Below are 22,073 nucleotides of genomic sequence, written 5' to 3' on the forward strand. Positions count from 1 at the left end.
GAGGCGGCCTCACCCGAACTGCCGGGCCGGCGCCCGCCCCGCTCGGGGGTGGGCCGGCGCCCACCCCCGAGCGCCGGCCCGGCACCCGCCGACATCAGACACGTGGGAGACATCAGATGCATACGTACGTCGTCGTCGACGCGTTCGCGCGTGAGCCCCTCACTGGCAATCCGGTGGCGGTGTATTTCGGGGCCGACGACCTGACCGCCGAGCAGATGCAGCGCATCGCACGGGAGATGAACCTGTCGGAGACCACGTTCGTGCTCACCCCCGAGCAGGGCGGGGACCACCACGTGCGGATCTTCACCCCGGTCAACGAACTGCCCTTCGCGGGACACCCGTTGCTCGGCACGGCCATCGCGCTCGGGCAGCGGACCGACGCCGACGGGCTGCGGATCGAGACCGCCATGGGGGTGATCCCCTTCGAGCTGAAGCGCGCCGACGGCAAGGTGGTCTCGACGAGCATGCGGCAGCCGGTGCCTGTGTGGGAGCCCTTCGACCGCACCGAGGAACTCCTTGAGGCACTCGGCATCAGCGCCTCGACGCTCCCGGTGGAGATCTACCGCAACGGCCCCCGGCACGTCCTCGTCGGCCTGGAGAGCGTCGAGGCACTGTCGAAGGTGGACCCCGATCACCGCGCCCTGGCCCGCTTCCCCGACATGGCGACCAACTGCTATGCAGGGGAGGGGAGTTCGTGGCGCAACCGCATGTTCTCGCCCGCGTACGGAGTCGTCGAGGACGCCGCCACCGGCTCCGCCGCGGGACCCATCGCCATCCATCTCGCCCGGCACGGCCTGATCGAGTACGGGCAGCGCATAGAGATCACCCAGGGCGTCGAGATCGGCCGCCCCTCTCCCATGGGCGCGCTGGCGCACGGGGAGGGCGACCACGTCGCCTCCGTCGAGGTCGCGGGTCCCGGTGTGGTCACCATCGAAGGAGTGCTCCATGTCTGACCTGACCCAGTCCGTCTCCGCCAACGGCACGGCGGCGGCCGCCACCCGCTCCGAGTCGATGACCGGCACCGTCGCGGTGGACTTCCCCGAGTTCTTCGCGCCGCCGGCCGAGCCGATGGGCCTGCTGGACGCGTGGCTTGAGGCCGCCGTCGCGAACGGGGTGCGCGAGCCCCGCGCGCTGGCCCTGGCCACCGCCGACGCCCAGGGCCGCACGTCCTCGCGCATCGTCAACCTCGGCAAGGTGACGGGCACCGGGATCGTGTTCATCACCCACTCCGACAGCCGCAAGGGCCGCCATCTCGCCGAGAACCCCTGGGCCTCCGGCGTCCTGTACTGGCGGGAGACCAGCCAGCAGATCACGCTCGCCGGCCCGGTCACCCAGCTGTCCGACGCCGAGTCGGAGGACCTGTGGTTCGCGCGTGCCGTCTTCACGCACGCGATGACGACGGTCTCCCGGCAGAGCAAACCGCTGACCGGCCTCGACCACTTCGACCGGCTGCGCGCCGAGGCCCTGGAGCTGGGCGAGCCCCAGCGCCCGCTGCCGCGCCCCGCGACATTCGTGGGGTACCGGCTCGACATCGCCTCGGTGGAGTTCTGGGCCAACGGCACCGACCGGCTGCACGAGCGGCTGTCCTACGAACGCGTCGGCGGCGGCTGGGAGATCAGCCGGCTCCAGCCCTGAGTCCCACCGTTCCTGCGAGTTTCCTGGGAGACATCATCACTTTCTCGTCCGCCCCCCAGACCGCGCCCGTCACGTCGGTGTTCACCGACCACCACGACCTGCGGGCCCGCAACCGGCGGGCCGTGGAGCAGTACCTGCGCACCGGTGCCGAGGCCCGCCTCAGCCGGTACACCCTCTACACCGAGGACGGCACCGCATCCCTGTTCTACACCGACATCGGCAGGCCCATCGTCATCGTGGGCCGCGAGATGCTGCGGCGGCATGGCGAGCTGTCCCTTGAGGTGCTGCCCGACTGGCAGTGGTCCGACGTGCACCTCTACGAGACCCAGGACCCGTCCGTCATCTGGGTCGAGTGCGACGGCCAGGGAACGATCCGCTTCCCCGGCTATCCCGAGGGCCGTTACCGCAACCACTTCATCCACGCTTTCACACTGCGGGACGGGCAGATCGCCACCAGCCGGGAGCACACCAACCCGATCGAGCAGATGAAGTCGCTCGGCATCGAGACCCCGTGCATCAACCGGGACTGGATCCCCTCGTCCTGACACCGGTCCCGCGGACAGCCGGCCCCGCCCGGTCAGCCGTACATCGCCACGCGGTAGAAGGCCGCAGGCGCGTCGTCGATGGGATGGGGCTGCGGCTTGCCCGAGGAGTCGAGCCTCCAGCTCGCGGCGGTCTGGGGACGCTACGCGTCAGGCGGCACCGGTTCCCGGCCGGCCATGGAAGAGGTGCTGCAGGCCCTGCGAGCGTCCGGACTGCCCGACGAGCAGATCCCGGAGCGCTACCACCGGATCGCGGGCCTTCTCGCCGCACTGATCGCCTCCGAGGCCGGGGTCAGCACCATCACCCCCGAGGAGTACGACCAGGGCATGGAGCTGTTCCGCGTCGCGGTACTGGGCGCCGCCCCCGAACGCTTCCCCGCCCTGGCCCACTTCGCCCGCGACGTCCGTCCCCTGGGGGCGGACCGCCGCGCCGCGTTCGAAGAGATCCTCGCCGCCCAACTCGCCCACATCGAGGCGGCAATCCGCCCGAGCTAGGCCCTGTCCGGCGGATCGGGTGACCGGCGGCAGGTGAGTCCGTCGGCGTGATCGCCGGATGTGGCAAGGCGGCCGCCCGCCGAAGCGCAGACCGGTGTCCGGCCTGCCGAAGCCGGAGACCTGGCCGGATGCGCCCCCCTTTCGAGTGATGGCTCTGGACCGAGTTTCGAAGTATTTGCAAGGTCATGAGTGGCGAGAGCGCAGCCGTGAACTTTTCCGAGCTGGTGAACAAGAACAAGCAGACGCTTGCCCGGCTCCAGGAATCGCCGAGACTGCTCCTGCACCGCAGAGACGGCGAGGATCTGGTCCTCACCACCGCGGCGCGGGCCGAGCAGGACCAGACCGTGGTGTCGGCCGCCACCCGGATGCCGGCCGCGATGGCGCGCCGCGAGCCCGGCAGCATGGAACTGCTCCTCGACATACTGCCGGATGCCTTCCCCTGGGTCCGTTTCCTGCCCGAGGCCGATCTCCACGCCTTCGCCGTCGAACTGGTCGACACCATGCGTGCCGCCGACTCGGTCGGCAACAGCGCGTCCGTCGCCCAGTTGCTCATCGCCTGGCAGCACACCGCCGAGGTCTACTCCGACCCCGAGCTGCTGGCCGCGCTGACCAGGGATCACGGCGAAGACTACGGTCCGGCACCGGACCCGCGGGACGTCGCATGACCGCGGGCCGCGGCGACCGCGCCGCACCCCCGGCACCGGACAGGGGGTGTGTGGTGTCGGCGGGCTCCGGCCGTCACTGCTGTCCCGCTGTGGACCTGCAGTCGTTCCACAGGGCGGCGAGTCGGGCCGGGATCTGCGTGATGGCCGCACACCCCCGAGGGCCGGCGGGGAAACTGTCGCTGGCCACGTAGCGCCAACCGGCGCCGGGGCGATCGACGAAGTACTTCATCGCGGCTCCGTCGTCCTGCAGGGCGACCTGCTCCGCCTCCGTGCTGCCGGGAGTGAGCTGGAATCGGGTTCCGGCGTAGAAGGTCCCGTCGCAACTGCCGTAGTAGAACGTGCCCTTGACCGGGGCGATGTGGGTGAGGGGCGGTTGAGCCTGTCTGCGATAGGCCGCCGTGACGCCCGCCTTGACGGTGGGCGATGCGAGCAACGACCGGCAGCCGCCGGTCCTGGCCGAGGAGCCGGTGGTCTTGGCCGAGGAGCCGACGGCAGTGCGCCCGGCCGACGTACCCACCGCTGCGGACGCCACGGCCGACGAAGAAGGCGATTGCACTGCGTTCGGATTGTTGCTGTGCGCAGTGCCGCTGTTCTGCGTGCAGCTCGTCAGCAGCGCCACCGCGGCAGCGGCCATCCCCAGAGCGGCACCGCGGTACAGGGAACGGTTCCGGCGTGTCATGTCGAACCAGCCTCTCTCGATACGTTCAGACAGGCCCGAGATGGCGTCAATCGGATACGTTCTCCCGGTCTCGGGCATCAAGACGCTGCGCCATGCACCGCGGTTTCACCGCGTCCGCATCGGCTAGTGCGGGAGGACTTTGCGCTCGTACGCCGCCTGCGGCTCCAGGCCGAGGGCCGTGCGGCGCTCGGCCAGCCGCTCCGGGTCCTCGATCGGGTATGCCTTGATCGCGGTGCCCGTGCCGTTGTCGTGGTACTGCGTGCCGTACAACTGCCGGCGTCCCTCGCCGACCCGGCAGCGGTCGAGGAGGTACGCGTAGTGGTGCACGGGCACCTGCCCGGCGAGTGCCGCGTGCGCCACCAGGTCCAACGCCCGCTGCTGGAAGGCCAGGTCCTGGTCGGCGTGCTGAGCGAGCAGCCACGCGGCGTCGGCGCCTTCCTCCCCGACGAGATCGACACCGGGCCAACCATGCTCGCCGACGATCCACTTCAACCAGGCGGTGTTGTCCCGGTCGATGGTCGTGATCTTCCCGCCGTCCTCAGGGTCCCCCGATCGGGAGGCCTGCTGCCGGACTTCCTGGTCGGCAGCCTTCCTCACGAGCAGTTCGGCGGCGATGCCGGGCAACAACATGGGGTCTGGTCCCTTCGTAGACGTTGGCCGGCGCGGGTTTCGCGTGCACGAAGGCGGGGCCGCCAGAGGGCGCAGGTACGGCACGCCTGACCGCACGTCGGTCAGGACGGCCTGACCGCTCTGGGACGTGTCGCGGACCAGGTCACCCACCCAGGCCGCACGAGGTACCGTTGTGACGGTCACCGGCGCGCCTGCGTCCGCGCCTCGCGCGGAGCCCGGCGCCGACGACGCTGCACGGCGTCGATCGCCCTCACCGTCCTTGACCCCACGCCGGTAGCCCGCCCAATTGCGGTCGGTCCACTGGTCCAGCTCGGCTGGAAAGTCGTCGGCTGCGGTCACTGGTCGACCGCCTGGACCCCGTACATCCCGGCGCAGCACGGGCATGCGCGCAGGTCGCGGCAAGCCTGCACGGGGCTACGGCGGGACGGCGGACGTCGTGGCGTACGCCGAGCGGACCGGCGTCCCGGTGCGGGTGCTGTGGCCGGAGGGCGCCAGCCGCTGACCGGCTCGACCATGGCCCCCTCCCACAGGCGGGAAGCGGGCCATCGTCGGCTATGGCCCGAGGCCCTGTCACCACTCCACCAACGCCACCCCCGCCGCCATCCCCCCTCCGAACGCGGCCAGCAGGACCAGTTCGCCCGGCTGCAGGGTGCCCATGCGGCGGGCCGAGTCCAGGGTGATCGGGATGGAGGCGGCGCCGGTGTTGGCGTACTCCTGGAGGGTCCGGTGCATGGTGGCGTTCGGCAGGGCCAGTTCCTCGAAGAGGGAGTCCAGCATGACGCCGTTGGCCTGGTGCGGGATGAAGTGGCGGATGTCGTCGGGGGCGACGCCGGCCTCGTGCAGGAACTGCTTGATCAGCTGCGGCACATGGTCCGCCACGAAGCGGCGTACGCCTCGGCCGTCCATCGTGAAGTACTGCTGTCCCGCAGCCAGGGCCTGCTCGTCCAGGGGGAGCCGGCTGCCGCCGCCGGGCACCTCGATCAGGCCGGAGAACTCGCCGAACGTGTGCAGGGACAGGTCGCGGATGCGGGGACCGTGAGAGGCCGGGCCCAGGACCATGGCGCCGGCGCCGTCGCCGAACAGGACGACCGTCCTGCGGTCGGTCGGGTTCAGGATGCGTGAGTACAGGTCCGCGCCGATGACCAGCGCGTGGCCGCCCCGGCGCGCGAGGACGCCCTCGGCGGCGGACAGCGCGAACACCTCGCCGGAGCACACCGCGTTGACGTCGAACGCCGCCGCGTCGATCGCGCCGAGACTGCCCTGGACGTACGCGGCGGTGGGCGGCTGGGGGCGGTCCGGGGTGGACGTGGCGACCACGATGACCGACAGCTGGGCCGCGGTGATGCCGGCCGCTTCGAGTGCGGCCCGCCCGGCCGCCGTGGCCAGGTCGGAGGTGGCCTCGTCGGCAGCGGCCCAGCGGCGCGCGCGGATCTCCGTCTTGCCGATGATCCAGGCGTCGTCGACCCCGGCCGGCGCGGCGACCTCGTCGTTGGAGACAACTCGTTCCGGCAGATAGGCGCCCGTACCGAGGATCCTGACGTCAGTCATGCGGCTGCCCTCCCCTCGTCTGGGACCTTGCAATGGAATGCACGGACGGACCTGTGCGCGGGCAGCCTCCACGGACTGCCCGCGCGCCGGGGCCGGGGCGGTGTCATCTAGCGCGTCTCGTAGATGCGCTTGTGGCCGCTGATCCCGGCCAGCCGGAAGGGGCCGGTGGTCTGTGCCGGGGTGGCGTGGTCGCCGCCCTCGGTGGGCAGGGAGTACTCGTGCAGCTCGCGGTACTCGGCGTAGCTGACGGGCGTGCGCCGGGCGATCGCCGTGTGGTTCTGCTCGGTGCGCAGGTGGTCGCGGTAACCGGCGACCAGGGTGCCGGCGAAGAACTCGGCGACGCTGCCGGAGCCGTAGCTGAGGAAGGCGATGGAGCGGCCGGTCAGGTCCTCGGCCTGGTCGAGCAGCGCGGCCAGGCCCAGGTACACCGACGCGGTGTAGCTGTTGCCGATCACCCGGTTGTAGGCCGTGGTCAGACCGATGGCGGCGGCGACGGCGTCGTTGTCGGTGTCCTTGCCGCAGTAGTTCAGCAGGTGGCGGTGGGCCTTGGTGGCCATCTTCGTGAACGGCTGGTGGTAGCAGAACGCGGCGAACTCCTCCAGCGAGCGGCCGCCCTGCTCCGTGTAGTCCTTCCAGGTGCCCTCGGCCGCCTGGAGGTAGGCGTTGATGGACTCCTGGCCGTCCACGAGCGCGGCGGCGCGGTAGTTGGGCCGCCAGAAGTCCATGACGTCGGCGGTGAACAGGCCCGAGGGGTCCTCGATGCGTACGAGGGCCGGGTCCACGCCGACCAGCATGGCCACCGCGGCGGCGCCCTGCGTCGACTCGCCCGGACTGTCCAGCTCGTACTTGGAGACGTCGGACGCGATCACGAGGACCTGCTGCGCGGGGTCGCGCCGCACCAGGCCGATGGCGAACTGCAGGGCCGCCGTCGCGCCGTAGCAGGCCTGCTTCAGCTCCACGACCCGGCACGCCGACGGCAGGCCGAGCAGCGAGTGGACGTACACGCCAGCGGCCTTCGACTGGTCGATGGACGACTCGGTCGCGAAGACGACCGTCCGTATCCGGTCCCCGCCGTGCCGGGCGATGATGGGCGCGGCGGCGGACGCGGCCATGGTCACGATGTCCTCGTCGGCGGCGGGCACGCTCATCGACTCCTGGCCGATGCCCACGTGGTACTTGCCGATGTCGGTGCCGTTGTGGGCGGCGAGCGTGGTGTGCTCCAGGACGTACTCGCCCGTCGCGAACGACAGATCGTGGATTCCGATGGACAGGGACATGCCTCAAACACCAACCTCTACGGTCTTGTTGTCGCGTTCCAGCTGGACGTGAGCACGCATCAGCTCACCCGGGTTCGTCTGTGCCGCGAGCAGCGAGAGTTCGCCGCACAGCACCGTCGCCGCGGCGAGGACGGCGAGACGCCGGGCGTTCTCGCCGGGCGCGCGGTCGGCCCGGCAGCCGAGCCGGGTCAGGTTCGTCTCCACGAAGGCCAGGCCCTTGCCGTTGCCCACCGTGCCCACGATCAGGTTCGGCAGGGTGCAGGCGAAGTACAGGTCGCCGTCGCGGTCCTCGGCCATCACGACGCCCTGGGAGCCCTCGACGATGTTGGCCGCGTCCTGGCCGGTCGCCAGGTAGAAGCCGAGCAGCATGTTCGCGAAGTGGGCGTTGGCCGAGCGGATGCCGCCGGCGAGCAGGGTGCCGAGCATGTTCTTGCGGATGTTCAGCTCGACGATCTTCGCGGCCGTGGTGTGCAGGACGTCGTGGACCACGTCACGCGGGACGAGCAGCTCGGTGACCACGTTCTTGCCACGCCCGAGGATGCCGTTGATCGCGGTGGCCTTCTTGTCCGTGCAGTAGTTGCCGGAGATCGACGCGTAGGAGATGCCCGGGACCGTCTGCAGCAGGTGCTTCAGGAGCACGTCGGAGGCGAGGGTGGCCATGTTGTGGCCGGAGGCGTCCCCGGTGCGGAACTCGAAGCGGATGAACAGCAGGTTGGCGTTGATCTCGTGCCGGATCTCGATCAGCTCGGCGAAGCGGCTGCAGGTGCGGACGACCTCCTGCAGCTCGCCCTTGCGGGCCTCGATGGTGCGGGCGGCCGTCAGCGCGGTCTGCGCGTCGGTCGCCTCGACCAGCACCGAGCGGGTCATCCGCTCGTCCACGAGGGTCGCGACGATGCCCTTCTCGGCCAGCCGGGACACCTTCGCGCCCCGGCCCACCGACGGCCACAGCGGCGACTCGTAGGTGGCCAGCGGCACATGGGTCTCGGTGGTGGCGACGTTGCCGGAGATGCGGAGCGGCCCGACCCACTGCATCGGGACGCCGGCGAGCGCGTGGGTGTCGGTCATCGTGTGCTTCCCGTCAGGTCGTGGAGGGTGTCGATGGATGCGAGGGAGTGCGTGGAGGCCGAGCGCTGGGCGAGGCGGCTCGTGTCGATGCCCCGGTCGGCGCAGAAGTCGCGCAGGGAGCCGTGGATCAGCACGTCGCAGCGGGTGAGGTCGGCCGGGGTGCGGGCGCCGAGCATGGTCATGAGCGCCGCCAGCTGGTCGAGCCAGGTCGTGATCTGCGCGACGAGCGCCGGGACCCCGTCGTCCATGAGCGTGCGCAGGAACCCGCCCGACACGCCGACGGCACGGGCGCCGAGTGCCAGGCTGCGGGCCACGTCGAGGGGGTTGCGTACGCCGCCGGAGGCGAGCACCGGCAGAGCCACGTCCTGGGCGTCCAGCAGACAGGCCGCGGTGGACTGGCCCCAGCCGTGCAGGAACGCGTAGTCGGCCAGCTCCCGGCGCCCGTTCTCGATGCGGGCGAAGTCGGTGCCGCCCCGCCCGGCGAGGTCGGCCACCCGCACGCCCAGGTTCTGCAGCAGCAGGACGGTCTGCCGGCTCAGGCCGTTGCCGACCTCCTTGACGATCACGGGGACGTCGACGCCGGCCGCGATCTGCTCGATCTGCCCGACCCACGACGAGAACGACCGGTCGCCCTCCGGCATGGGAGTTTCCTGGGCCGTGTTGACGTGGATCTGCAGGGCGTCGGCCCGCAGCAGGTCGATGGCACGCCGGGCGTTGTCGACCGAGGTCGTCGCGTTGATGTTGGCCATGACGAACCCGTCGGGGTTGTGGGTGCGCAGCACGCTGAACGTGTGCGCGCACGACGGGTCCTTGAGGTAGGCGTTCATGGAGCCCGAGGCGATGGCGACGCCGCTCTCGCGGGCGGCGGTGGCCAGGTCCCGGTTGATCTCACCGGTCTTGGCGCTGCCGCCGGTCATGGCGTTGATGTAGAGCGGGGCCTGCCACTCGATGCCGCCGAAGGAGGTGGCCAGCGAGACGTCCGGCCGGTCGATGCCCGCCAGGGCGTGGTGCACGAAGGACACCTCGTCGAACTGGTTGAGGCCGCTGTGCGCACGGTGCTGCTCCATGGCCAGGCGGACATGGTCGTCCTTGCGTTGAGCGCTGGTCATTCCTCGTTCCTTTCCGGGGTGGGACCGACGGACAGGGGCTGCACTCCGCTCGCGGCCCACCGTTTCCGTACGTGCGCGATGTCGTGCTCGGCCGTGGCGTCCAGCAGGGCGATGCCGCAGTCGCCGCCGCCCGCCCCCGACGGCTTGGCCGCGCCGCCGACGGCCTCGGCCGCCGCGCACAGCGCCGTCAGCTCGGGGGTGAAGATGCCGAGGTGCGCCTCGGCGTCCAGGCGGGCCAGCTCCTGCCGGGCGCGCCGGATCTGGTGCAGCAGTGCCTTGTCGTCACCGCTGTGGAGCGCGTCGATCGCGGCGGTCACGAAGTCGGTGCTGGTCTTGACGAAGTCGCGGTGCGAGGCGCTGCCCCGCCAGGTGCGCCGGTGCAGGTCGCCGACGAGCGAGGTGGTGGACGCCGGACGGCCGGTCCAGCCGACCTCCAGACGCAAGGCCCGCGGCGCCGGCAGCGGGCGCACGTCGAGCCCCGGCCAGGGGGCGCGCAGCGCTTCCCCGACGCCCCGGCGCCGCGCCAGGTCGAGCACGAAGGCGCGGTCGGGGGCCTGGTAGGCGATCCAGCCGCCCCAGGTGCTGGCGGCGAGATCACCGCCGGAGCCCTTGGGGTCGATCCGGGCCGTGGCGAGCAGCGCCAGCCGGAACCGGTCCGCACGCGACAGGCCGAGGCCGCAGTGGTCCGCCACGGCCGCGACGGTCGCCACGGTCACCGCGCCACTGGAACCCAGCCCGAACTTCCTGCCCCCGTCGTGCAGGGCGCTGCTGACCGAGACGCTCAACTCCGGTGCGGGCAGGCCGCGTTCGGCCAGCAGAGCGGCCACCGTCTCGACGGCCGCCACCACATGGGCCGCCGCGCCGCGCACCCGCTCCTCGTCCTGCCCCGGGGACACCTGGAGCCGCTCGCCCCGCCACTGCCAGCGCATCGCCCGGTCGACGAGATCGGAGGTGATCACGACACCGGGCCCGGCCGCGCCGCGCACGGTGACCGTGACCTCCCGGTCCACGGCCACGACGATCGCCGGGGTGCCGGGCTCCACCACCGCGTACTCGCCCGCGATGAACAGCTTGCCCGGAGCGCTCCGGACGACCGCCCGCCCGCCGGTCATCGTCCGTCCGCGTTCAGCAGGCGGGTGCCCGGTCCAGGGCGGGCGATGTGTACGGCACCGCCGGCGGCGGCGCCGCGGACGACCGCGGCCACCCGCTCGACGTCCACCCTGCGGCACAGCACCTTGACGTTGGGGCCGGCGTCCATGGTGACGTAGGCCAGGAGGCCGTCCCGGCGCAGTTGCAGCACGCTGTCGAGGACGCGGAGGGTGGCGGGGGCCAGGTAGCGCACGGCGGGGCGGGCGGCGAGCATGGTCGCGTGCATGCCGAGGGCGTTGCGCTCCGCGATCTCCCCGACCGCTTCGAGGTCACCGGCCAGCAGCGCGGCGCGCATCTGCGTCAGGTCGTCCTTGCTGGAGACGGCCCACGGCTCGAACAGCGGCGAGGTGTCGACTGTACGGCGCATGGCCTCCCGGCTGGAGACGGCCTTGGGCCCGGCGTCGACCACGGCGATGACGAGGGCGGGGTCGAGGTCGCGAGCGGCGGCGGGCACCGGCTCGGCGTAGGAGCCGAGGTCGGCCTCCTCGGGCGTACCGCTCCCGGCGTGCCAGACGGCGAAGCCGCCGAACACCGACCGCGAGGCGGATCCGGAGCCGCGCCGGGCCAGCCGGGACAGCTCGGTGGCATCGAGACCGAGCCCGTACGCGGCGGCGGCAGCGGCCGCCAGCGCGGCGAACCCGCTCGCGGAGGACGCCAGACCCGCCCCGGTCGGCACGGTGTTCTCGGTGTCCACGACAGCCCGCTCAGAGCTACCCGCCCGGTCCCGGACCAGGTCCAGGAAGGCGACGATACGGCGCAGCGCCTCGCCGGTCGCGGGCCTGCCGTTGAAGGTCACCGTGTCCTGCCCGGCTCTGGGGGCGAGACGGACGGTGGTGGTCGTGGGGAAGATGTCCAGGGTCATCGACAGGCTGTCGGTACGGGGCAGGACGAGCTTCTCGTCGCGCTTGCCCCAGTACTTGACCAGCGCGATGTTCGGGTGCGCCACCGCGGTGGCGCGGCCCGGGGTGCCCCGCCACTCGCCGGGCTCCGCCAGGTCGATCAGGGTGATGAGCTGCTCAGACATGGTCGGCGTGCCTCCTCAGGGGTACGACCCAGGTCTGCACGGCGCCGGCGTCGTGGAGTCGGACGGTGACGTTCCTGGTGTGTTCCGGCCGGGCCAGCGCGATCACGCAGCCGCCCAGGCCGCCGCCGGTGATCTTCGCGCCGAGCGCGCCCGCGTCCAGCGCGGCCTCGACCAGGGCATCGATCCGGTCGGTGCTGAGCCCGGCCGTTGCCAGCAGCTCGTGATAGTGCGTCAACTGCGCGCCCGCCTCCAGCGGCCGGCCCTCGGCCAGGGCCAGGGCGGCCGTGTCGACGAGCACACGGGCGCGGTGCAGGAAGCTCTCCCGCGTGCCGTCCCGCCGGAATCCCGCGCGCAGCAGCTCGACCGCTTCCTTGGTGCTGCCGTAGGTGCCGCTGTCGGCCACGACGAGCAACGTGTCGCAGCCGACGCTCAGTTCGTGGGCCTGGCCCGCCTGGAACCGCAGCGGCGCCGCCGCGCCGACGGCCATGGCGTCGACCCCGCTGGCCCGGCCGTGCGCCACGTTCTCCGCGGTCTGCACCAGCTCGAACGCGGCGGAGCCGGTCAGTTCACGGTCGTGGAGATCGGCCAGGGCGAGGACGATGGCCCGCGAGGTGGCGGCGCTGGAGCCGAGCCCGCGGCCCGGCGGGATGGTGCCGTCGACGATCACGTCGAGGTGCGCGTGGTCCCTCACGCCCGTACGCGCCTTGAAGGCGGCGGTCAGCCGGCGCAGCCCGCCGGAGACCTGTGTCACCATCGCCCGCGACACCGAACCGGTCATGGTGAAGGACAGGTTGCCCTCGCCGCCGGAGGTGTCCGCGGGACCGTGGGACCAGCCGGCGCTCGCCGTGGCCGAGAGCTGGGGGATCGGCACGGCCAGCGCGGGAGCCCCGTACACGACCGCGTGCTCTCCCAGCAGAATGGCCTTCGCATGGGCGCGACCGATGCCGACGGTGCGAGTCCGGTGGTGCCCCGACACCCCCTCCACAGAGGTCGGTGGAGTCAACGCTCAGCTTCCCTTCTCGTTGCTGCGGTGGGATCGCATAGTCCGGTCGACTGCTCAGGAACTGGTCAGTGAGGGTGTCGCGGTGGGCAGGGGCGACGCTGGAGGGCGATCCGCGTGAGTTCGTCGATGTCGAACTCGGAGCGGCAGTTCGGTGCCCCGTAGCGCGTGATCTTCCCCCGGCTCACCCACTTGCGAATGGTTGCTTCGGACACCCCCACGGCCAGTGCGGCCACATTGGTCGGGACGAGCCGGTGACGTGGCGGCTTGGTCATACCCTGACCCCCTTTCGCTGCTGTTCCATGAGGTGCCTCAGATTCAGCCACTCATGCATTTCCCAGGAGTGTCCGGCGGAGCATTCGATGCTGCCCCTCGGCATCCTTCCGCTGTTCCTCAGCGATGTGCTGATCGTTCCACTGCAGTTGTCCACGACGCATTTCCGGATCGCAGTTCGGAGATCGTTGGATTCCGGGTCTATCGTGCCGCGCAGTTCGGCGGCCAGACTCTCCATCTCGTCCGCGAAATCGACGGCCGGAGGCTGGGACGCCAGCCATTTCAGATGGCGCGTCAGAAAGCGTGTCAGATGCGGGACGGAGCGGGCCGGAACGGCGACGTCGAGTTCTTCCGAGACAGCCTCGGCCCAGGATTCAAGGGTGGCGAGAATGTTGTATCGGGCGTCGAGCACCGAGACGTTCAGATGGTCTCGCGTCCGGCTGCCCGAGACCTTCGTGGGGTTGCTCCGCCTGGATGTCGGCGATGCGTGGTGCAGGCACTCCTGGTGGAGGGCGGGCAGCGTGCGCAGGTTGCGCTCCACCTGGCTGATGCACGCGTCGCACAGGACGGAATCGCCGGCGGTGCGGCCCTTGTGCGCGTGATTTCTGGGACACGACCGAACCTGCATGGAATCTCCTGCGGCGTTAATGCGTGAGATGACGACGGCCGTTGGTTTCATCCGGCGAAGAGAGATGCCATGTATCCCATCCCTCGATGCATACCTATACCTTCAAGTGCTTCCACACGAACGTACAGAAGAGTGCTGGAGGCCCGATACAGTCAGCCTCGTCCGTGACCCGGGAGTGCCCGGGGCGAGGTTGACGGGAAAAGGAAGAGGGCCGGTTACCCGGCCCTCTCGCGTGGATTGTTCAATTCGTGCGTCAGGAGTGCGCCACTTCCGGTTCGGCGGCCGGCTCGGTGGCGGGTGCGCCGGGCACCGGCAGCGGGCCCTTGCGCAGCAGCAGACCGCTGATGACGGCGCCGCCCGCGAAGATGGCCGCGCACACCCAGAACACATTGTGGTAGCCGTGGATCACGGCCTGCTGGAACAGCCCCGGACCCGGCTTGCCGTGGGCGTGGCTGTTCAGGTAGCCGGTGGCGGCGCTTGCCGCGATCGTGTTGAGCAGCGCGGTGCCGATGGCGCCGCCGAGCTGCTGGCCGGCGTTGATGGTCGCCGAAGCGATACCCGCGTCCTGCGGCTGCACCCCGGAGGTGCCGGTGCTCAGGGCGCCGGAGAAGACCAAGCCCATGCCGACGCCGATCACCATGATCGGTCCGAGGATCGTCGAGGCGTAGTGGGAGTCCGGCTGGATCCGGGTCAGCCAGGCCATGCCGCCGGCGTTGCACAGCATGCCGAGCGGGATCAGCGGCTTCGGGCCGACCTTCGGCATCAGCCGGATGTTGCCCACGTTGCTCATCACGGCGATGACGGCCACCATCGGCAGCAGGGCGACACCCGACTTGAACGCCGAGTAGCCCAGGTCGGTCTGCATGTAGTAGATGAGGAAGAGAAGCACGCCGAACATGCCGGCGCCGACGACGGCACTGGTGATGTAGGCGCCGGCGCGGTTGCGGTCGAGCACGACCCGCAGGGGCAGCAGCGGGTTCTGGGCGCGGCGCTGCCAGAGGGCGAAAAGGATCACCAGCACGCCACCGACTGCGAGGAAGCCCCAGGTGGAGGTGGTGTGCCAGCTGTGCGTTCCCGCGTTGGAGAAGCCGTAGACCAGGCCGAACATGCCGCCGGACACCAGGAGCACGCCGGGGACGTCCATCCGGGCGCCCGTGCGCGGCTGCCGGGTCAGCAGCGGGGAGCCGACGATCAGCGCGAAGGCGGCGAAGACCAGGTTGACGTACATGCACCAGCGCCAGTTGAGGGCGGAGGTCAGTGCGCCGCCGATCAGCAGGCCCAGGCCGCCGCCGCTGGCCGCGACCGCGCTGAAGGCGCCGAACGCCTTGCCGCGCTCCTTGGGGTCGGTGAACGTGGTGGCCAGCAGCGACAGAGTGGTGGGCGCCAGCAGCGCGGCGAAGACACCCTGGCAGGCGCGGGCGGCCACCAGCATGCCGAAGCTGCCCGCGGCACCGCCGACGGCGGAGGCGGCCGCGAAGCCGACCAGACCGACGATGAACGTCTCCTTGCGCCCGATCAGGTCGGCCAGCCGGCCGCAGAACAGCAGCAGGCTGCCGTAGCACAGCGCGTACGCCGTCACGACCCACTGCTTGTCGGTGTCCGAGAAGTGCAGCGCCTTCTGCGCCGACGGCAACGCCAGGTTCATCACCGTGTTGTCGAGCGTCAGCATGAGGTAGGCGACGCAGATGACGGCGAGGACGATCCACCGCCGTGAATCTTTTGCCATGGGCACGGCTGCCGCAGGCACGGCGCTGGGTGTGGACATGAGCTGTCTCCTAGATACTCGGTCGGGCTCAAGCTGCTTCACCTCTATGACAGGCCGCAGCAGCCGGATGTGACGGGCCCCGCCGCCGTGGCGCCCCGTCAGCTAGGGCTTGTCCGCGGCACCCTGCTCCAGCACCTCGGACATCACCTGGCCCAGCACGTCTGCCGGGTTCTCGGCGGCTCCCATGGAGCGCCACGCCACGTGGTTGTCCGGGCGGACCAGGACGGCGCCGTCGTCGGCGATCTCCCGTACGTCCGCCCAGCCACCGTCGGCGTACTCCGCGCCGGGCCCGATCCGGGCCACGGTGATGGGGACCGAGAACTTCGCGGCGACCTCCTCGGCCGCCTCGGCCCACGGGGTGCCCACAGGGCCGGTGATCAGGGCGAAGCCGTTCGACGACCCGACCAGGTCGTGGGTGGACAGGCGTCGGCCGTCCCGCTCGATCCAGGCGTGCGGCAGCCGGTGGCCGGGGCGGGTGGTGGGATGGTGGACGTCGCCCATGGGCGAGCGGTGCGGCGGCTCGGTCCCGTCGGGGACGAGTGCCCCCTGCTCGTAGGCGAAGCCGATCTCCAGGTCGTGCGCCTGGCACTCGGCGCGGTGGGTGCCGAAGATCTCCGCCGCCCTGGCGCGGGTGACCTCGCCGACCGCGGACGTCTCGAAGTACTGGGTGAACGCGGACGGGCGGCGCTGCGGCGGGACGTGCGGGCCGAGCCCGAGCGCGGCCTCCGTCATGGTCCGGTGGTGGAACCAACTGGCCAGGCCCCATTCGACGTTGCGCCGGCCGATCGGCCGCCGCTCGGCCTCGTAGGTGTCGAGCAGGCTGTCGTCGGCGCGGCCGGCGACCACCGCGGCCAGCTTCCAGGCGAGGTTGTGCACGTCCTGGATGCCGCCGTTCAGGCCGAGCCCGGTGGTGGGCGGCTGGCGGTGGGCGGCGTCACCGACGATGAGCACCCGGCCGGCCCGGTAGCGGTCGGCGAGCACGCCCTCGACCATCCAGTGCGACACCTTGTGCACCGTGAGGTCGAGGTCGGGCAGGCCCAGCACCTCGCGCATCCGGTCGGCGATCGCCGCGTCGTCGGAGCGGTCCACGTCGCCCAGGGCGAAGGTGAGTCCCCATTCCTCGCAGTGCCTGCCCCAGGTCGGCCCCATCTCCAGCAGGGCGCTGTTCAGATCGGGCCGGTAGGGGTTCATGAACCAGGTGATGAGGGTGCCGTCGTGCCACCACGCGGACAGGTCCGCGGTGAAGTACGCGGTGGTGACCTCGGCCATCCTGGTCACGCCCTGCATCTGCACGCCGAGCCGGGGGCCGAGCGTACGGCCGCCGTCGGCGGCGATGACGTACTGCGCGGCGATCCGGGTCACCTCGCCGCTGTCGCGGTCGCGGATCTCGGCGACGACCCGGTCGCCCTCGTCGGTGAAGGAGACCAGTTCGCGGGAGAAGAGCACCCGGCCGGGATTGCGCTCCTCGGCCTGCCTGCGCAGGATCGGCTCCAGCCTGAGCTGCGGCAGCTTGATCGGCAGCACGGGGCCGTCGGCCGCGTAGACCTCCGTCGTCGCGCCACCGCCGAAGGCGTCCATCTCATGGATCACCCGCCGGTCCAGCGGCCCGTCGCCGGCGAGGGTGGTCTGCCAGCGCACCCGGCCGTACTGCCCGGGGGTCGCCGCGCGTTCGACCACGGTGTCGTACAGGCCGTGCTGGCGGAAGATCTCCATCGTGCGCTGGTTGATGTAGTGCGCCTTCGGGAGAATCGACGTGGCCGCGTGCCGCTCCACGAGCACGTGGCCCACACCGTGGTCCGACAGGAAGAGGGAGGCGGACAGGCCGCAGCCGCCGCCCCCCACGATCAGGACCGGAACCTCGGTAACCTCCATATTCGGCCTTCCATAAGGTGAGGGCCGGCCCACATACAGGGCGTCAGGCGATCACGAAGGACCCTGGATGCCGGCGGGCGGGCCGGGGAAACGGTTCAACCGATGTGTCTGTCGTCCCGGGATACGACGGTCGACGCCACCACGACGACGCTCTTCGGCCGATGCTGCGTCCCCCAGCATCGGTCGGGGTGGTTGAGTCGCACTATGGCGCGGGTCGGCGTCGGCTTGACAGGTCACCGTTGTCCCTTCTGACCTGCTACGACGGGGCACCGGTCACATTCCGCACGGCCGCCCTGTCGTAACGGACGAGGCGAACACACCGTCCGGCCACCGGGCGCCCCGTGGGCGGTGCCGTTCGCTCGTGCTCCGAGTGCAAGGCGATGAGAAGGAAGAAAGCGATGAGTGACCTTCAAGCCGTCGTGGACCGCGTCGAGATCGAGGCGCTGCGCGGCGAGTTCACCGACGCGGTGATGATGCGTGACTACGACCGTGTGGCTTCGCTGTTCACCCCGGACGGCGTGTGGCGGATGCCCAACATCCCCGTCGAGCTCGAAGGCCGGGAGGCGATCCGCGCCTGGGGCAGGCGGGTGCCGGACCTGGTGGACTTCCTCGTGCAGAACACACACCCGGGCCTGATCCAGCTCGGCGGCGACACCGCATCGGGCCGCACCTACATCTCCGAGGTCGGGCGTGGCCTCGACGGCCGCGGGGGCCAGAACTACGCCATCTACCACGACCGGTACCAGCGCACCGACGAGGGCTGGAAGTTCACCGAGCGCGTCTACGAGGTCCGGTACGAGGACTCCTCGCCGCTGGCGGGCTCTCCGCCTCGCCCGGCCCGGGATGCGTGACCATCCCCCGGCACAGTGAAGCCGCGCAGGTGTGCCCCCCTCGGCGTGCCGAGGGGGGCACCGCGCTGTGGCCCGCGGTCTGCTGCGTGGGTGGGCGGGGAGGGGCGGAGGTCAGCCGCCACCGGGAACGCTGCCGGCCAGCGCGACCGAACGAAGCCGCCCCGCGGCCAAGGACCGTGCCATGGCGGCCGGCGACGGCCGGACGGGCGCGGGCGGCACCGATCCCCACCGCCCGGAAGGCCAGGCCGGCTCCGTGACCGCCCTGGGGTGCGGCCGCCAGTCCAGGGACGGTGCCTGGTTGAGTATCTGCTGCTCCAGCACTTGCAGCGCCGGCCGCGGATCGATTCCCAACTCCTCGGCCAGCCGCCGCTGGTTGGTGCGCAGCACCGCCAGCGCGTCGACCTGACGACCCGCCCGGTACAGGGCCAGGCTCAGCAGCTCGCACCCGTACTCGCGCAGGGGATGAGCCTGCACGAAGGCCTCCAGTTCGGCCACCGCGACCTCGTGGGCGCCGGCCGCGAGCAGGGCCGCGCAGCGACCCTCGACCGCCGACAGCCGCAGCTCGTCCAGCCGCGCCACGTCCGGCCCCACATAGGGAGTGTCGGCCACCTCGGCGTACGCCTGTCCGCGCCACAGCGCCAGCGCCACGTCGAACGCGTGGACCGCGGACTGCGCGTCACCCCGCTCCAGCGCCTGCCAGCCGGCGACGGCCCGCTCGCCGAAGCGCTGCACGTCGACCTCGACGACCCGGCTGTTGAGCAGATAGCCACGTCCATAGGTGCGCAGCACCGTCGGCGGGGTCCGGGGCGCGCGACCGGGTTCGAGTACGCGCCGCAGGTTGGCGACGTACGCCTGGAGGGAGGCGATCGCCGACGGTGGCGGGTTCCCGGTCCACAGCTCCTCGACGATCACGTCGACGGTCACCGGCTGGCCCACCTTGCTGACCAGCAGCGCCAGCAGCGCGCGCTGCTTGGGCGCTCCCAGGTCGACGAGGCGGCCGCCGACGGCGGCCTCGATCGGGCCCAGCGCGCGGAACTCGACCAGAGGGCGCGACGGTGCGGGCTTCTGCGCCGCCCGCTCCGTGGCCCACCGGACGTCCTCCGCTCGCCCGGGTGGCGCGGCCGCGGTGCTTCCACCGCCGTTCGTGATGCCCTGTACGACACCATCCGTCGCGAAGATTTCCGCGATCACGTGTCCGGCTGCCGGGATTTCGGGATCGAGTTCGAGTTCTCTGGCCACGTACACGCGCAGTGCCTCGTTGGTACGGCGAAGCTCCTGGATCTCGCGTTCCAGTTCCGCGATGCGCCACGTATCGGGATGACCGGCTTCCCTGTCCGGCCTACCGGTATCGACCTTTTCGTCTGCCATCCGTGAACTCTCCATTTCCACGGCCTTGTGCGGTCGCCCGGCCGGTACCGGAGGGCGCCTGGCCGACGGCCAGGACGGCCGAAGCAGGCCGTGTCCGGCGACCGGACGCCTGGTGCAGCGCGGTGAACGGCCTGAACGGAGCGGGTTTTTCACATGCGCGCGCCGAATACGACAAGTGCCCGTAGGGGGGTGACGGTTCTGGACGTCGGTGTTTTCCTTTGCGGCGTGGAAAAGGCAATGGTTCCGCCGCTGATTGCGACCTTATGTGCCGACGGTCTGTGCGCCAAGTCGGCACCAGTCGATTCTCCAGTCACGCTCAAGGCGCCTGGCCGACGCTGGGGCGGGGAAGCAGCGGGGGGCGGCGCACGGCATCGCTTCGTTCAATGTCCCCGAACCGCCGATCGACTTGTGACGGATCCTCGGGAACACGTGTGGAGGTTTGAATGTCCGGAACTGATGATGTCGAGCGCGTCTACGCGGCCATGGAGGAAGCGGCCGGTCTGCTGGGCGTGACCTGCGCACGCGACAAGGTCTATCCGCTGCTGGACGCGTTCCGAGGCAGGCTCGACCAGGGCGTGGTCGTCTTCTCCATGGCGAGCGGGCGCCACTCCACGGAGCTGGACTTCAGCATCTCGGCGGAGACGACCCAGGGTGACCCGTACGCCACCGTGCTGGACAAGGGACTGTTCCCGGCGACGGGCCATCCCGTGGACGACCTGCTGGCGGACACCCAGAAGCACCTTCCGGTCTCGCTGTTCGCCATCGACGGTGAGGTCACCGGCGGCTTCAAGAAGACGTACGCGTTCTTCCCCACCGACAACATGCCCGGGGTCGCCCAGCTGAGCGCCATTCCCTCCATGCCGAAGTCCGTGGCCGAGAACGCCGAGCTGTTCGCCCGCTACGGCCTGGACAAGGTCCAGATGACCTCGATGGACTACAAGAAGCGGCAGGTCAACCTCTATTTCAGCAATCTGAACCGGAAGTACCTGGAGCCGGACTCCGTCCTGGCCCTGGTGCGCGAGCTGGGCCTGCACGTTCCGACCGAGCTGGGGCTGGAGTTCTGCAAGCGCTCGTTCTCGGTCTACCCCACCCTCGGCTGGGACACCGGGAAGATCGAGCGGCTGTGCTTCGCCGTGATCTCCAACGACCCCACACTGGTGCCCTCCGAAGACCCGGGCGACATCGAGAAGTTCCACAACTACGCGACCAGGGCGCCGTACTCGTACGTGGGGGAGAAGCGCACCCTCGTCTACGGGCTCACTCTGTCGCCCAAGGAGGAGTACTACAAGCTCGGGGCGTACTACCACATCACCGACGTCCAGCGGCGCCTGCTGAAGGCCTTCGACTCCCTGGTGGACTGAGCACCACCTCGAACGACCTGGGCGGTCCCGTGCGGACCGCCCTTTTCGCGCTGCCGCGGCACGTGCCGCGGCGGTTTCAGCACAGGACGATGATCTGCAGGTCGGTCAGGTCGGCCATGATGTCGATGCGGGTGATCAGTCCGTCGGCGATGGTGAAGCGGAGAACGGTCCGCGGCACGCCGTCCTGGACGTAGGCCAGCCCGGCGGCCCCGTCGATGAGGGCCGGCACCGGGGCCCAGGAGAGCTTGGCGAAGGCGCGGGAGACGGCGTCCGCGCCGCGGATCTCCTCGGCCAGGGGCCTGCCCGTGGCCGCGCCCATGCGCATGGCCGCCTGGTCGGCGCGGACCACGATGTCCGGGGCGAGGATGCCCAGCAGGGCCGCGAAGTCGCCCTCGCGAGAAGCGTTGAGGAAGGCGTCGACGAAGTCGGCCTCTGCGGCCTGGAAGGCGCCGGCGCCCTCGTCCTGGACCGGCACGCTCTTCGGTTCCGCGGCCGGGGCGGCGCGCTGCTGCTGGAAGCGCCGACGGGCGCGGCTGGCCAGCTGGCGGGCCGCGGCCGGAGTGCGGTCCACGATCGGCGCGATCTCGTCGAAGGGCACCGCGAACATGTCGTGCAGGACGAACGCCAGCCGCTCGGCGGGCGTGAGGGTGTCGAGGATGAGGAACATGGCCGCGCCGACCGACTCGGCGAGCACCGCCTCCTGCTCCGGGTCGACCACCGCGTCCGGGGACTGCGGGCCCTCGGCCTCGGGGTCGTCCACCAGGTCCTCGCGGCGCGACCTGCGCGACTGGAGCATGTTCAGCGACACGCGGGCCACGATGGTGGTGAGCCAGCCGCTCATGTTCTCCACCGCGGCGGCGTCCGCGCGGGAGACCCGGAGCCAGGCCTCCTGGACGGCGTCGTCCGCCTCGGTCAGCGAGCCGAGCACCCGGTACGCCACCGCACGCAGCCTCGGCCGGTCGGTCTCGAACCGCGCGGCCAGCCATTCGCTCTCGTTCATCGGGTCACACCCCTCTCCCACCAATGCCTTGTATGTCCGACAGGACAGACCCCGAGAATGTGACCGGGTGCGGGACAGACTGCCTTGAATGTGACTTTGGTCACTTCGGGGAGTGCTTGGCGGGGGGCCCTGCCTGT

General features: G+C 70.8%; 20 protein-coding genes and 1 pseudogene. 7 read left to right on the top strand and 14 right to left on the bottom strand.

Annotated features, from left to right (window positions below; all coding sequences use genetic code 11):
* The first annotated feature begins 116 nt into the window (after nt 1-116).
* From O1G22_RS43775 to O1G22_RS43795, 5 genes and pseudogenes are all read left to right on the top strand, one after another.
* Nucleotides 117-953 carry a PhzF family phenazine biosynthesis isomerase gene (locus O1G22_RS43775; protein ID WP_270086840.1) on the top strand — a complete coding sequence of 279 codons (837 nt, stop codon included), beginning with the start codon at nt 117-119 and terminating at the stop codon, nt 951-953.
* Nucleotides 946-1,635, top strand: coding sequence for a phenazine biosynthesis FMN-dependent oxidase PhzG (phzG, locus tag O1G22_RS43780; protein WP_225101854.1), 690 nt, complete (start codon nt 946-948; stop codon nt 1,633-1,635). The genes O1G22_RS43775 and phzG overlap by 8 nt, the downstream gene beginning before the upstream one ends.
* A gap of 77 nt (nt 1,636-1,712) precedes the next feature.
* Nucleotides 1,713-2,180, top strand: a complete 468-nt coding sequence (locus O1G22_RS43785; RefSeq protein ID WP_270086841.1) for a PhzA/PhzB family protein — start codon at nt 1,713-1,715, stop codon at nt 2,178-2,180.
* A 117-nt stretch (nt 2,181-2,297) separates the two neighbouring features.
* Nucleotides 2,298-2,672: pseudogene (locus tag O1G22_RS43790) on the top strand (TetR/AcrR family transcriptional regulator); the annotation flags it as partial.
* 185 nt (nt 2,673-2,857) lie between these two features.
* Nucleotides 2,858-3,337, top strand: coding sequence for a hypothetical protein (locus tag O1G22_RS43795; RefSeq protein WP_270086842.1), 480 nt, complete (start codon nt 2,858-2,860; stop codon nt 3,335-3,337).
* A gap of 73 nt (nt 3,338-3,410) precedes the next feature.
* Here O1G22_RS43795 and O1G22_RS43800 read toward each other — a convergent pair whose 3' ends face one another.
* The 12 genes from O1G22_RS43800 to O1G22_RS43855 all read right to left on the bottom strand — a co-directional run bounded on the left by O1G22_RS43800 (nt 3,411) and on the right by O1G22_RS43855 (nt 17,356).
* Nucleotides 3,411-4,094, bottom strand: coding sequence for a hypothetical protein (locus O1G22_RS43800; RefSeq protein WP_270086843.1), 684 nt, complete (start codon nt 4,092-4,094; stop codon nt 3,411-3,413).
* Between the two features lie 45 nt (nt 4,095-4,139).
* Nucleotides 4,140-4,646, bottom strand: a complete 507-nt coding sequence (locus O1G22_RS43805; protein ID WP_270086844.1) for a DUF6624 domain-containing protein — start codon at nt 4,644-4,646, stop codon at nt 4,140-4,142.
* 570 nt (nt 4,647-5,216) lie between these two features.
* Nucleotides 5,217-6,194, bottom strand: coding sequence for a 3-oxoacyl-ACP synthase III family protein (locus O1G22_RS43810; RefSeq protein WP_270086845.1), 978 nt, complete (start codon nt 6,192-6,194; stop codon nt 5,217-5,219).
* A gap of 107 nt (nt 6,195-6,301) precedes the next feature.
* Entirely contained in the window at nt 6,302-7,471 is a 1,170-nt protein-coding gene (locus O1G22_RS43815; RefSeq protein WP_270086846.1) for a hydroxymethylglutaryl-CoA synthase, read from the bottom strand.
* Nucleotides 7,472-7,474: 3 nt separating this feature from the next.
* Complete coding sequence (locus O1G22_RS43820; RefSeq protein WP_270086847.1) at nt 7,475-8,536, bottom strand: hydroxymethylglutaryl-CoA reductase; 1,062 nt, start codon at nt 8,534-8,536, stop codon at nt 7,475-7,477.
* On the bottom strand, nt 8,533-9,645 hold the full coding sequence (gene fni, locus O1G22_RS43825) for a type 2 isopentenyl-diphosphate Delta-isomerase (RefSeq protein ID WP_270086848.1): 1,113 nt from the start codon (nt 9,643-9,645) through the stop codon (nt 8,533-8,535). Before fni ends, O1G22_RS43820 begins: the two co-directional genes overlap by 4 nt.
* Complete coding sequence (locus O1G22_RS43830; RefSeq protein ID WP_270086849.1) at nt 9,642-10,757, bottom strand: phosphomevalonate kinase; 1,116 nt, start codon at nt 10,755-10,757, stop codon at nt 9,642-9,644. The genes fni and O1G22_RS43830 overlap by 4 nt, the downstream gene beginning before the upstream one ends.
* Nucleotides 10,754-11,818 (bottom strand): diphosphomevalonate decarboxylase, encoded by a 1,065-nt coding sequence (gene mvaD, locus O1G22_RS43835; RefSeq protein ID WP_270086850.1) that lies wholly within the window; start codon nt 11,816-11,818, stop codon nt 10,754-10,756. Before mvaD ends, O1G22_RS43830 begins: the two co-directional genes overlap by 4 nt.
* On the bottom strand, nt 11,811-12,803 hold the full coding sequence (mvk, locus tag O1G22_RS43840) for a mevalonate kinase (protein WP_270086948.1): 993 nt from the start codon (nt 12,801-12,803) through the stop codon (nt 11,811-11,813). The genes mvaD and mvk overlap by 8 nt, the downstream gene beginning before the upstream one ends.
* Nucleotides 12,804-13,089: 286 nt before the next feature.
* Complete coding sequence (locus O1G22_RS43845) at nt 13,090-13,719, bottom strand: hypothetical protein (RefSeq protein ID WP_270086851.1); 630 nt, start codon at nt 13,717-13,719, stop codon at nt 13,090-13,092.
* A 253-nt stretch (nt 13,720-13,972) separates the two neighbouring features.
* Entirely contained in the window at nt 13,973-15,484 is a 1,512-nt protein-coding gene (locus O1G22_RS43850; RefSeq protein WP_270086852.1) for an MFS transporter, read from the bottom strand.
* 102 nt (nt 15,485-15,586) lie between these two features.
* Nucleotides 15,587-17,356 (bottom strand): FAD-dependent monooxygenase, encoded by a 1,770-nt coding sequence (locus tag O1G22_RS43855; protein ID WP_270086853.1) that lies wholly within the window; start codon nt 17,354-17,356, stop codon nt 15,587-15,589.
* A gap of 398 nt (nt 17,357-17,754) precedes the next feature.
* Here O1G22_RS43855 and O1G22_RS43860 point away from each other — a divergent pair, with 398 nt between their 5' ends.
* On the top strand, nt 17,755-18,207 hold the full coding sequence (locus tag O1G22_RS43860; protein ID WP_225101880.1) for a nuclear transport factor 2 family protein: 453 nt from the start codon (nt 17,755-17,757) through the stop codon (nt 18,205-18,207).
* Between the two features lie 111 nt (nt 18,208-18,318).
* Here O1G22_RS43860 and O1G22_RS43865 read toward each other — a convergent pair whose 3' ends face one another.
* Complete coding sequence (locus tag O1G22_RS43865; RefSeq protein ID WP_270086854.1) at nt 18,319-19,575, bottom strand: AfsR/SARP family transcriptional regulator; 1,257 nt, start codon at nt 19,573-19,575, stop codon at nt 18,319-18,321.
* Nucleotides 19,576-20,018: 443 nt separating this feature from the next.
* Here O1G22_RS43865 and O1G22_RS43870 point away from each other — a divergent pair, with 443 nt between their 5' ends.
* Entirely contained in the window at nt 20,019-20,936 is a 918-nt protein-coding gene (locus O1G22_RS43870; RefSeq protein WP_270086855.1) for an aromatic prenyltransferase, read from the top strand.
* Nucleotides 20,937-21,012: 76 nt separating this feature from the next.
* On the opposite strand, the gene O1G22_RS43875 is transcribed toward O1G22_RS43870, so the two are convergent.
* Nucleotides 21,013-21,936: a sigma-70 family RNA polymerase sigma factor gene (locus O1G22_RS43875; protein WP_270086856.1), complete on the bottom strand. Its 924-nt coding sequence runs from the start codon at nt 21,934-21,936 to the stop codon at nt 21,013-21,015.
* Between the last annotated feature and the right edge of the window lie 137 nt (nt 21,937-22,073).

Source organism: Streptomyces camelliae, from assembly GCF_027625935.1.
In the GTDB taxonomy this organism is placed as follows: domain Bacteria; phylum Actinomycetota; class Actinomycetes; order Streptomycetales; family Streptomycetaceae; genus Streptomyces; species Streptomyces camelliae.